This is a genomic window from Burkholderia sp. Ax-1720 (assembly GCF_011753035.1).
In the GTDB taxonomy this organism is placed as follows: domain Bacteria; phylum Pseudomonadota; class Gammaproteobacteria; order Burkholderiales; family Burkholderiaceae; genus Burkholderia; species Burkholderia gladioli.
The window spans coordinates 1-10894 of record NZ_VWWK01000209.1 but is presented as its reverse complement, the minus strand read 5'-3'; the positions used below and the strand labels follow the sequence as shown (position 1 = coordinate 10894).

Below are 10894 nucleotides of genomic sequence, written 5' to 3'. Positions count from 1 at the left end.
CGCCGCGGCACCTTCTCGCGGCTGCGAGTGCGCTGGCCTTGGCGCGGCCGGCGCGTCGTCGCGGGCGGCGCTGCGGCCCATGCTCAGCGCGAGGCGGCCAGCGGCCGCGCGAAGCTCGGGTCGATCAGCGCATCCACCACCTTGGCAGGATCGACGCCGGGTTTCACCAACTGCTCCTCGGTCAGCACCGGCGCGGCGGCCTTCAATGCCGCGCGCTGGGTTTCGCCGGGCACCGGGTCGCTGAAGTCGTTGCGCTGCAGTTGCAGCTTCGCCACCGGCAGCGAGACCTTCGATTCGTCGGCGACGATCCGCGCGGTCTCGTCCGGATGCGCAATGATCCACAGCCGCGCCTTCTCGTACACCTTCAGCACGCGCGTGACGGCCTGCGGATACTGGCTGGCAAAGGCCTCGCGCACGTTCAGGAAGCCATAGGTATTGAAGCCGACGTTGCGGTACAGCAGCCTGGCGCCGTCGTCCAACTGGGCCGCGGCCATGTGCGGATCGAGGCCGGCCCAGGCGTCCACCTGGCCGTTGGCGAGCGCGGTGCGGCCGTCGGGGTGTTGGAGGTTGACCAGCTCCACGTCGTCGCGCGTGAGCCCGACCGTGTGCAGCGCGCGCAGCGTGAACAGGAACGGGTCGGTGCCGCGCGTGGCCGCGATCTTCCTGCCCTTCAGGTCCGCCAGCGTGTGGATCGGCGAATCCTTGCGCACCACCAGGGCGGTCCATTCCGGCCGCGAGAACACGTAGACGGCGCGGATCGGGTTGCCGTTGGCGCGGCCCAGCACGGCGGCCAGGCCGGCGGTCGAGCCGAAGTCGGCCGCGCCGCTGTTCAGGTACTCGAGCGCGCGATTGCTGCCCAGGCTCAGCAGCCAGCGGATCGCCACGTGGTCGGGCTTGAATTCGTCCTCGAGCCAGCCGAAATGGCGGATCACCAGGCTTTCGGGCGAGTAGTAGGCGTAGTCGACGCGGATCTCGGCGGTGGCGGCGGGGGCGGCCGCCGCGTTCTGCGAGGCGAGGGCGGCGACGCCGGCGGCGAGCGCGGCGATCGACAGGGCGGCGTGGCGCAGCACGCGCAGCCAGGACGGCTTCATCGGGTGGTCTCCGGGAGGGGCGGCGGCGGGGCGCCGTGTCGTCTGGGAAACCTGGCAATTTACGCAGGACGCGGCGGCGCGCGAACCAAGAAATCGTCGCTAGGAAAGCAGGCGCGGCGATAAGCAGGAGGGGAAAGCGGCTTAGCCGGGCACCGGCTCGCTAGATCGCGTCGTAGCCCGCCCCCGGCGCGCTCGCGCCATACAGCGGCAGCACGTCGGCCTCGAGCATGGCGATCGCCTGCCGCGCCAGTTGCGGCAGCGGATGTCGCCGGCTGGTGGCGATCGCCAGCCGGCTGTACAGGGTCGGCTCGGTGATGCGCGTGAGCCGGAAGCGGCCGGTGCGCAGCTCGGCGGGAATCGCGTTGAGGGCCAGCACCGCGTGGCCGATCCCCTCGCTGACCAAATCGAGGATCGAGGCCACGCCGTCCACCTCGAGCTCGATGTTCAGGCGGATCCCCTGTTCGGCGGCGGCCGCCTCCACCATGTGGCGGATCGCGTGCATGCGGCCCGGGATCACCAGCGGATAGCGCACGATCTCGCGCAGCGCGATGGTCTCGATGCGCTCCGCCTCGGCCTCGCCGCCGCTGTCGCCGTCACCGCCGCCGGGCCCGACCAGGAACAGCTCCTCGGTATGGATGGTGCGCTTGTCGATCGAGGGCGTGTCGAAGGTGTCGTAGAGCACGGCCACGTCGATGCGGCCCATCATCAGCCACTCGGTCAGGTAGGTCGACAGGCCCTGCGCGACCGACAGCGTGGCGCCCGGGAACGAGGCCCGGAAGCGCCGCACCAGCGCCAGCGTGCCGACCCGCGCGAAGCTGGGCGTGATGCCGATGCCGAAATGGCCGCCCGGCGTGCCGCGCAGCTCGTCGAGATCCTGCGAGGCGCGCTGCACCTGCTGCTGCAGGCCCTTGGCGTGCGCCAGCATGCGCTGGCCGGCCGGCGTCAGCGTCACGCCGCGGCCGTTGCGCTCCAGCAGGGTATGGCGCAGTTCCACCTCCAGTTGCCGCACCAGCCGGCTCAGCGCCGGCTGGTTGGTATTGAGCGTGTTGGCCGCGCGCGTGAAGCTGCCGAGCTCGGCGACGTGGACGAAGGCATCGAGTTGCTTGAGATCCATGGCTTGGGTATGTGAATTTCACATATCAGCTAGTTCGGTATGGCGATTGTAGTGGTCACACGGAAGCTAGACAATGCATCCCATTCCCGAATATTGCGAAACAGGCCGCCGCAAGCGGCCCCATGAGACACTCCATGAAATCCTGCCTGCCTCCCGATCCGAACCCGATTCGTCCCTCGCAGGGCCTGCCCGCCGGCGCCTGGGATGCCCACTGCCACGTGTTCGGCCCCGGCGACGTGTTCCCGTATGCGCCCGATCGCAGCTACACGCCGCCCGACGCGCCCTACGCGCGCCTGGTCGACCTGCATGATTTCCTGGGTCTCGAACGCGGCGTGATCGTGCAGGCGAGCTGCCACGGCACCGACAACACGGCGATGCTCGATGCGATCGCACGCAGCGAGGGGCGCTACAAGGGCGTGGCGATCGTCGACGGCGACGTCACGGATGAGCAACTGGCCGAGCTGGACGCGCGCGGCGTGCGCGGCGTGCGCTTCAACTTCGTGGCCCACCTGGGCGGCGCGCCCGACCTGGACGTGTTCGACCGCGTGCTGGAGCGCATCCAGCACCTGGGCTGGCACGTGGTGCTGCACCTCGACGCGCAGGACATCCTGACCTACGCCGACCGGATCGAGCGCATCAAGGTGCCCTTCGTGATCGACCACATGGGCCGCGTGCGCGCCGAGGCGGGGCTCGAGCAGCAGCCCTTCGCGGAGCTGCTGGAACTGATGCGCAACCCGCTGGCCTGGGTCAAGGTCTGCGGCGCCGAGCGCGTCTCGGTGGGCCGCAAGCCCTTCGACGATGCGATTCCCTTCGCGCGCGCGCTGATCGAGGCGGCACCCGATCGCGTGCTGTGGGGTACCGACTGGCCGCATCCGAACATCAGCAAGGACATGCCGAACGACGGCGGCCTGGTCGACCTGCTGTTCCGCTTCTGCCCGGACGCGGAGTTGCGGCAGAAGCTGCTGGTCGATAATCCGAACCGCTTGTACGGCCGCTGATGCGAACCTGCTGAAGCCGCCCGTTCCACGATTCGACCCGATTCACCCACCGCCGCGCCAGACGGCGGAGCCGTTCAGGAAGCCGGTGCCGAGGCACCGGCGACACCCACCAGGAGACATGCATGATCCGCTTCGATAGCGCCGCCGCCCGCGGCACCGGGGAGGCCTCGTGAACGAGAGCGCCACCCTGACCCAGGCCGCGCGCAGCCCGCGCAAGCCGTTCTACCGCGCGCTGTATTTCCAGGTGTTCGCCGCCATCGTGCTGGGCGTGCTGCTGGGCCATTTCGCGCCCTCGCTGGCGGTCAAGATGAAGCCGCTCGGCGATGCCTTCATCAAGCTGATCAAGATGGTGATCGGCCCGATCATCTTCTGCACCGTGGTGGCCGGCATCGCCGGCATGGGCGACATGAAGAAGGTGGGGCGCGTGGGCGGCAAGGCGCTGCTCTACTTCGAGGTGGTCTCCACGCTGTCGCTGGTGGTCGGCCTGATCGGCGGGCACCTGCTCAAGCCCGGCGCCGGCTTCAACCTCGATCCGGCCAAGCTCGACACCAAGGCGCTGGCCGACTACACCACGGCCGCGCATCACCAGAACACCGTCGACTTCCTGATGCACATCATCCCGGAGACACTGGTGAGCGCCTTCACCACCGGCAACGTGCTGCAGATCCTGCTGATCTCGGTGCTGTTCGGCGCCGCGCTGGCCGCGCTCGGCGAACGCGGCCGGGCGCTGACCCAGTTGATCGACCAGGTCGCGCATACCTTCTTCGGGATCGTGCACATCATCATGAAGGTGGCCGCGATCGGCGCCTTCGGCTCGATGGCCTTCACCATCGGCACCTACGGGATCGGCGCGGTGCTGCCGCTGCTGAAGCTGATCGGCGCGTTCTACCTGACCCTGCTGGTGTTCATCGTGGTGGTGCTCGGCGCGATCTCGCGCGCGCTCGGCTTCAGCATCCTGCGCTTCATGGGCTATATCCGCGAGGAGATCCTGATCGTGCTCGGCACCAGTTCCTCCGAGGCGGCGCTGCCGCAGATGCTGGAGAAGCTGGAGGCGCTGGGCTGCTCGAAATCGGTGGTCGGGCTGGTGGTGCCGGCCGGGTATTCGTTCAACCTCGACGGCACCAACATCTACCTGACCATGGCGGTGCTGTTCATCGCCCAGGCCTTCAACGTCGAGCTCAGCCTGGTCCAGCAACTGACCCTGGTCGGGGTCGCGATGCTGACCTCGAAGGGCGCCAGCGGCGTGGCCGGCGCGGCCTTCGTGATGCTCACCTCCACCTTGCTGGTGTTCCCGCTGATCCCCGTCTCGGGCATGGTGCTGATCCTCGGCATCCATCGCTTCATGGGCACGGGCCTGGCGATCGTCAACACCATCGGCAACGGCGTCGCCACGCTGGCGGTGGCCGCCTGGGAGCGCGAACTCGATCGCGACAAGCTCGATGCGGTGATGTCGCGCCGCCGGGCGGGCTGATCCGCGGGCTTCGCTGCAGGGGCAGCGAAGCCTCGCCTGGCCGGCCGAGCCGGCCGAACCCATAACAACCGAAGGGCCTGCTTCCGCCCGCGCTCCGCGCGGCGCGGCAGGGGCCGCTCGCACTCAAAAAAACACCTGGAGATACCGTCATGCATCGCACATCGCTCGCGCCCTGTCTGCCTCCGCGCGCCATACTGTTCGGCGTCCTGATCGCCGCGCTGTCGGGCCAGGCCCGCGCCGACGACCTCAACGCCTCCTCGGCCGCCGCGCTGGCCACCGCCTCGGGCTCGGTGCAGCTGTACGGCCTGATCGGCATGTACGTCGACACCTCCAAGCTCAGCACCTCGAAGGCCAGCACCGCGCAGGTGGGCGGCGGCGGCATGACCACCTCGTTCTGGGGCGTGCGCGGGCGCGAGGAGATCGGCGGCGGCAATGCCGTGGTGTTCTCGCTGGAGAGCTTCTTCCGGCCCAATACCGGGCAGATGGGACGCAACACCACCGACGGTTTCTTCTCGCGCAATGCCTATGTGGGCCTGGCTTCGGCGCATTACGGCACGTTCCGGATCGGCGAGCAGACCAACCCGACCTACATCAACCAGCAACTGGTGAACCCGTTCGGTTCCTCGGTGGTGTTCTCGCCGCTGATCGTGCAGTCCTACACCAGCACCTACGACAACACCGAGATCGGCGATACCGTGTGGGACAACGCGGTCGAGTACGTCTCGCCGAACTACGGCGGGCTGACCGGCACGGTGATCTACGGCGTGAGCGGCACCGTCGGCCACCAGGGCAAGGACAACCTCGGCCTGCACCTGACCTACGCGAGCGGGCCGCTGACGGCGGTGTTCTCGGCGCAGCACGTGCGCACCGCGGCGGTGGCGCCGAGCGCGGGGCAGTACCTGTACCTGGCCGGCGCGGCCTACGACACGAAGTACGTGAAGCTCTACGCGGCCGCCCAGACCACCAGCAACCACGGCGCGGAATCGGGCTCGCATACCTACGAGCTGGGTACCACGGTGCGCATCACGCCCACCAACCTGATCCTGGCCGAGTGGGCGCGCACGCATCACAGCAAGCCGGCCAACGCGAGCGACATCCGCAACACGGCGAGCCTGGCCTACGAATACGTGTTGTCGCGGCGCACCTTCGTCTACGCGGTCTATTCCTACGACAAGCTCAGCGGCAACCCGACCGGCAACACGCTCGGGGTGGGCATGCAGCATACGTTCTGAGCACGCTTGCGCGCCGGGACGGGCCCGGGCCGCGCCTTGCGGCGCGGCTCAGGCCGCCGGCCGCGCCAGCCCCAGGTGCTCGCGCAGCGTGCCGCCCTCGTACTCGGTGCGGAACAGCCCGCGCCTCTGCAGGATCGGCACCACTTCGTCGACGAAGTCCTGCAAGCCGCCCGGCAGCACGTCGGGCATGAGATTGAACCCATCGGCCGCGCCGGCGCGGAACCAGCGCTCGATATCGTCGGCGATCTGCTCGGGCGTGCCCACGATCTCGCGATGCCCGCCGCCGCCGGCCAGCTCGCGCAGCAGTTCGCGCAGCGTGTAGCCGTGCTGCCGCGAGCGCGCCAGGATGGTGCGAAAGAAGGTGTGGTTGCCGTTGGCCGGCAGCGGCAGGTCTTCCGGCAACGGCTGGTCGAGCGCGAGCCGCTCCGGCGCGACGCCGAGCCGGCCGGCCAGCCGCCGCAGGCTGTGCTCGGGCGGGATCAGGTCGATCAGCTCGCGATGCCGGCGCTTCGCCTCGGCCTCGGTGCCGCCGATGAAGGTGCCCAGGCCGGGGAAGATCCGGATCGCGTCCGCGCCGCGGCCCTGCGCCTCGGCGGCGTGCCTGAGGCCTTGCGCGTAGTCGAGCGCTTCCTCGAACGAAGCCGAGGCCGAGAACACCGCCTCGGCATGCCGCGCGGCCAGCGCGCGGCCGTCGTTCGAGCCGCCGGCCTGCACCAGTACCGGATGGCCTTGCGGCGAGCGCGGCTGGTTCAGCACGCCGTGCACCGCGAAGAACTCGCCCCGATGCTCGAGCGCGCGCAGCTTGTCGAGATCGACGAAACGCCCGCTGGCGGCATCGGCCAGCAGCGCGTCATCGCCCCAGCTATTCCACAGCGCCTTGACGATCTCGGTGAACTCGGCCGCGCGGCGGTAGCGCGTGGCGTGGTCGGGCACCGCGTCGAGGCCGTGGTTGCGCGCCGATTGCAGGTCGGCGGTGGTGACGATGTTCCAGCCCGCGCGCCCGCCGCTCACCAGGTCCAGCGAGGCGAAGCGGCGCGCCAGGTTGTAGGGCTCGTTGTAGCTGGTGGAGGCGGTGGCGATCAGGCCCAGGTGGGTGGTCGCGCCCGCCACCGCGGTGAGTACCACGGTGGGTTCGAGCGCGGTGATCGGGCCGGTGGCCAGGCCGTCGAGGCTGACCGAATCGGCCAGGAAGATCGCGTCGAACTTGCCGGCCTCGGCGATGCGCGCGATGCGCAGGTAATGCTCGATCTCGACGAAACCGCGCGGCGAATTCCCGGGTACGCGCCACGAGGAGGGCGCGAAACCCTGCAGCCAGGCATTGACGTTCAGGTGCAGGCGGCGCGGCGGGGTGGCACTCATCGCCGGCGCGTCAATGGAGCTTGGGGAAGCCGTGCCGCTCGGCCAGCAAGGTCAGGATGCGCTTGGTATCCGTGACGTAATGCTTGTCGCCGAGCGCGATGGCGTCCTCGGGCAGCGGATGTTCGTCGCCGAGCACCAGCACCGGCAGGCCCTGGTGAGCCTCGTCCAGCGCCGCGATCACCTCGGGGCGCGGGCGCGGGAAGGGCAGGCGCTTCACCTCGAGCCGCGCCGCGCGATCGGGCGCGGCCGCCAGCAGCCCCTCGATCGGGATGCCGTAAGGGCAGACGAAGCGTTCGCCGGGATGGGCGGGATCGGTGAAACCCGGTTCGAGCAACAGCAGAAGGTCGCGGCTCACGATGCAAGGTCCTGGTCGGTCGGGAAGGCGCCGTCGATTCTGCCGGGCCGCGGCCGGGCCGGCCACGAAGAAATCGAGCCAAGCATATGCGCGATCGTGCTGATCCGATGCGATCGCGCGACGATCGACGCGGCAGCGCCGGAGCGTGAGCGTGCCGGGCCGGCCAAATGCCCGGGCGACATATCGAAAGGCGAAAAAATTCGTTCCCGGCGGCGGCGCGGCTTGCTTAAGGTCGATGGCTGTCTTTCCCTCCACGCCCGCACGAGAACCGTCATGAGCACCATCACCAGCGAGATCGACCTCGATGCCGAGGGCCGGCACGCCGGCTACCTGCGCCTGCCGCATTCGGTGCATCGCTCGGCCTATGGCTGGATTCCGGTGCCGATCGCCTCGCTGCGCCGCGGCGAGGGGCCGGTGGTGGTGCTGATGGCCGGCAATCACGGCGACGAATACGAGGGGCAGGTGCTGGTATCGAGCCTGATCCGCGAGCTCGATCCGGCCTGGTTGCGCGGACAACTGATCCTGCTGCCGATGGCGAACTTCCCGGCCGCCGAGGCGGGGCTGCGCACCTCGCCGCTGGACGGCGGCAACCTGAACCGCAGCTTTCCCGGCGACGCGCGCGGCGGCCCGACCGCGGCGATCGCCGAGTACCTGGAGCGCGAGCTGTTCGCGCGCGCCGATTACCTGGTCGACCTGCATTCGGGCGGCAGCTCGCTGCGCTACGACGGCGGCAACATGCTGGCGATCGAGCCGCGCGACGCCGGGGAGGACGCGCGCCTGCGCGGGCTGCTGAATGCCTTCGGCCTGCCGCGCGCCTTCCTGCATCGCGAGAACCCGGTGCTCAGCTCGGGCGCGGCGCGCCGGCAGGGCGCGATCGCGATCACCACCGAGCTGGGCGGCGGCGGCGAGCTGTGCCCGGCGCTGCTGCGCGAGGGCCGGCTCGGGTTGCTGCGGCTGCTGGCCCATGTCGGGCTGCTGCACGGCCCGCTGGTGCCCGCCGAGGCGCCGCGCGCGCCGACCCGCTTCTATCGCGTGACGGGCGGCGAGCAATACCTCTACACGCACGATGCCGGCCTGTTCGAGCCGCTGGTCGAGCTCGGCGCGACGGTGGCGGCCGGCGACGCGGCCGCGCGCATCCACTTCCCCGACACGCCGCTGCGCGAGCCGGTGCTGTTGCGCTTCGCCGCCGCCGGCGAGCTGGTGTGCCGTCGCGTGCCGGCCGCCGTCCGGCGCGGCGACTGCCTGTTCCATCTGGCGTCGCCGCTCGACGCCTGAGCGGCAGCGCCGCCGGCCCGGCGGAGGGCCTCGCGCATTGGTCGATCCGTGCTGCGCATAGCGGCGCGCACGGGCATAAGGATCTGCCGAATGCTTGGTTAGTGGCAGGCCCGGGCGCTGCTATCTTGGCCTGCGTGCCTCGTGCCGGCAGGCATCGATCTCGATTCCCGGACCACCATGCTCCTGACCTACGACGTCGTCGACACCTCGCCCCTCGATCCGCTGGCCGAGCCGCTGCTCGGCGGGCTCGCCGCCGAATACGCGACGCGCTACCGCGAGTTCCGGCCGGGCGGGGTGGTGGAAGCGCGCCACGAGATCGATACCTACCCGGCCGAGCATTTCGCGCCGCCCTCGGGCGCCTTCGTGCTGCTGCTGCACGAGGGCGAGGCGGTGGGCGGCGGCGCGTTCCAGCGCTACGACGCGAGCACGGCCGAGCTCAAGCGCATCTGGACCCACGATGCCTGGCGCCGCCGCGGCGTCGCGCGCCAGGTGCTCGACGCGCTGGAGGCGAGGGCGCGCGGGCAGGCTTATCGACGTCTCTACCTGACCACCGGCTACCGCCAACCGGAAGCCGTGGGCCTGTACCTGGCGGCCGGCTACGTGCCGCTCTTCGACCCGGCGATCCCGGTCGAGGTGCATTGGCGCCTGCCCTTCGGCAAGGACCTGCTGGAGAGCGCGCGCAGCGACACGCTGGCCGACCTGAGGCGCCCCGGGCCGCTCGGGCGGCGCTGAGCCCGAGCGGGCTTTCTCCCCACGATACCAACCAGGACAAGACACGATGAATCAAGGCAGCACATTCCGAGCGACGATGGCGGGCCTGCTGGTGAGCGCCCTTGCATGGCTGGCGCTGCCGGCACAGGCCGCGGCCCCGGCTGCGGCCCTGAACCTGAGCCCCGACCAGCACGACCGCGTGCGGACCACCGCCGACAGCGCCGCGATCGCGGCGATCCCGGCCAGCTTCCCCTTCGTCACCAAGGGCGAGCTGACCATCGGCCTGGCCCCCTCGTCGCCGCCGCTCGACACCTATGCTTCCGACGCGAAGACCCTGGTGGGCTACGATCCCGACCTCGCCCAGCTGGTGGCCGACGGCCTGGGTCTCAAGCTGAAGCTGGTGCCGCTGGCCTGGGCCGACTGGCCGCTGGCGGTGGTATCGGGCAAGGTCGACGCGGTGCTGTCGAACGTGACCGTCACCGAGGAGCGCAAGGAGAAATTCGACTTCTCGACCTACCGCCGCGACGTGCTGGGCTTCTACGTGCCGAACGGCAGCCGGATCCAGGCGATCCGCGATCGCCGCGACGTGGCGGGGCTGCGCATCATCACCGATTCCGGCACCAACCAGGAAAAGATCCTGCTGGCCTGGGACAAGCAGAATGTCGCGCAGGGGCTCAAGCCGGTGCAGGTGATCTACTTCGACGACGTGGCCGCGCGCTATCTCGGCCTGGTAGCAGGGCGCGCCGACGCGATCTTCAGCGTCAACGCCACGCTCGCCTACCAGCAGTCGCGCACGCACGACATCCGCGCGGTCGGCACCGTCAGCGGCGGCTGGCCGATCACGGCCGAGGTGGCCGTCACCACCCGCAAGGGCAGCGGGCTGGCCGCGCCGATCACGCTGCTGCTCAACGACCTGATCAGGAACGGCAAGTACCGCCAGGTGCTGGAACGCTGGAACCTCGGTGCCGAGGCGATCGACGCCGCGCGCACCAACCCGCCGGGTCTGCCGAAGAGCTGACCCGAAGCCCGGCCGGCCCGTCCGGGCGCGGCCGATTCACTTAGTCATGCGAAGCAGGAAGGCCGTCGCGACGACGATGGCCGACCTCGTCGCGCGTGCCCGCGAGGCTCGCGCGCGAGCACGCTCGTCTCGTACACGGGATAGTCGATGCGGTCAGAACAAAGGGAACACAGGGGAAGCGCGCGCGGCATGGCCGTCGCGCCTTGGCGGTGGGCGACGGCCGGCGCGCTGGCGCTGGCCTGCGGCTCGGCCTGGGCGCAGGCGGCCGCG

Annotated in this window: 10 protein-coding genes; 6 read left to right on the top strand and 4 right to left on the bottom strand. The window is 70.1% G+C overall.

Translation table 11 applies throughout. The annotated features are described in order from the left end of the window. Positions 1 to 83: 83 nt before the first annotated feature. Positions 84 to 1091: an aliphatic sulfonate ABC transporter substrate-binding protein gene (locus F3J18_RS32510; RefSeq protein WP_166916203.1), complete on the bottom strand. Its 1008-nt coding sequence runs from the start codon at positions 1089 to 1091 to the stop codon at positions 84 to 86. 160 nt (positions 1092 to 1251) lie between these two features. Continuing rightward, positions 1252 to 2205: a LysR family transcriptional regulator gene (locus F3J18_RS32505; RefSeq protein ID WP_166916201.1), complete on the bottom strand. Its 954-nt coding sequence runs from the start codon at positions 2203 to 2205 to the stop codon at positions 1252 to 1254. Positions 2206 to 2339: 134 nt separating this feature from the next. On the opposite strand from F3J18_RS32505, the gene F3J18_RS32500 reads away from it, so the two are divergent. The 3 genes from F3J18_RS32500 (at position 2340) to F3J18_RS32490 (ending at position 5906) form a co-directional block, all read left to right on the top strand. After that, positions 2340 to 3203 (top strand): amidohydrolase family protein, encoded by an 864-nt coding sequence (locus F3J18_RS32500; RefSeq protein ID WP_166916199.1) that lies wholly within the window; start codon positions 2340 to 2342, stop codon positions 3201 to 3203. Positions 3204 to 3372: 169 nt separating this feature from the next. Further along, the gene (locus tag F3J18_RS32495) at positions 3373 to 4674 is read left to right on the top strand and encodes a dicarboxylate/amino acid:cation symporter (protein ID WP_025102152.1); all 1302 of its coding nucleotides are present in this window, start codon (positions 3373 to 3375) and stop codon (positions 4672 to 4674) included. A gap of 149 nt (positions 4675 to 4823) precedes the next feature. Then, entirely contained in the window at positions 4824 to 5906 is a 1083-nt protein-coding gene (locus F3J18_RS32490) for a porin (protein ID WP_025102151.1), read from the top strand. 48 nt (positions 5907 to 5954) lie between these two features. Here F3J18_RS32490 and F3J18_RS32485 read toward each other — a convergent pair whose 3' ends face one another. Together F3J18_RS32485 and F3J18_RS32480 are read right to left on the bottom strand one after the other, a co-directional pair. Continuing rightward, positions 5955 to 7265, bottom strand: a complete 1311-nt coding sequence (locus F3J18_RS32485) for an LLM class flavin-dependent oxidoreductase (protein WP_166916197.1) — start codon at positions 7263 to 7265, stop codon at positions 5955 to 5957. Between the two features lie 10 nt (positions 7266 to 7275). Next, a complete protein-coding gene (locus tag F3J18_RS32480) occupies positions 7276 to 7620 on the bottom strand; it encodes a DUF3088 domain-containing protein (protein WP_025101031.1) in 345 nt (114 codons plus the stop codon). A gap of 273 nt (positions 7621 to 7893) precedes the next feature. On the opposite strand from F3J18_RS32480, the gene F3J18_RS32475 reads away from it, so the two are divergent. From F3J18_RS32475 to F3J18_RS32465, 3 genes are all read left to right on the top strand, one after another. Beyond that, on the top strand, positions 7894 to 8895 hold the full coding sequence (locus F3J18_RS32475; protein ID WP_025101032.1) for a succinylglutamate desuccinylase/aspartoacylase family protein: 1002 nt from the start codon (positions 7894 to 7896) through the stop codon (positions 8893 to 8895). A 177-nt stretch (positions 8896 to 9072) separates the two neighbouring features. Beyond that, positions 9073 to 9627 carry a GNAT family N-acetyltransferase gene (locus F3J18_RS32470; RefSeq protein ID WP_166916195.1) on the top strand — a complete coding sequence of 185 codons (555 nt, stop codon included), beginning with the start codon at positions 9073 to 9075 and terminating at the stop codon, positions 9625 to 9627. Between the two features lie 46 nt (positions 9628 to 9673). After that, positions 9674 to 10624 (top strand): ABC transporter substrate-binding protein, encoded by a 951-nt coding sequence (locus tag F3J18_RS32465; RefSeq protein WP_166916193.1) that lies wholly within the window; start codon positions 9674 to 9676, stop codon positions 10622 to 10624. Positions 10625 to 10894 lie beyond the last annotated feature (270 nt).

Coding starts and splice junctions, on each gene's coding strand:
- F3J18_RS32465 (WP_166916193.1), top strand. CDS start 9,674: ATGAATCAAGGCAGCACATTCCGAGCGACGATGGCGGGCCTGCTGGTG.
- F3J18_RS32490 (WP_025102151.1), top strand. CDS start 4,824: ATGCATCGCACATCGCTCGCGCCCTGTCTGCCTCCGCGCGCCATACTG.
- F3J18_RS32475 (WP_025101032.1), top strand. CDS start 7,894: ATGAGCACCATCACCAGCGAGATCGACCTCGATGCCGAGGGCCGGCAC.
- F3J18_RS32510 (WP_166916203.1), bottom strand. CDS start 1,091: ATGAAGCCGTCCTGGCTGCGCGTGCTGCGCCACGCCGCCCTGTCGATC.
- F3J18_RS32470 (WP_166916195.1), top strand. CDS start 9,073: ATGCTCCTGACCTACGACGTCGTCGACACCTCGCCCCTCGATCCGCTG.
- F3J18_RS32505 (WP_166916201.1), bottom strand. CDS start 2,205: ATGGATCTCAAGCAACTCGATGCCTTCGTCCACGTCGCCGAGCTCGGC.
- F3J18_RS32500 (WP_166916199.1), top strand. CDS start 2,340: ATGAAATCCTGCCTGCCTCCCGATCCGAACCCGATTCGTCCCTCGCAG.
- F3J18_RS32485 (WP_166916197.1), bottom strand. CDS start 7,265: ATGAGTGCCACCCCGCCGCGCCGCCTGCACCTGAACGTCAATGCCTGG.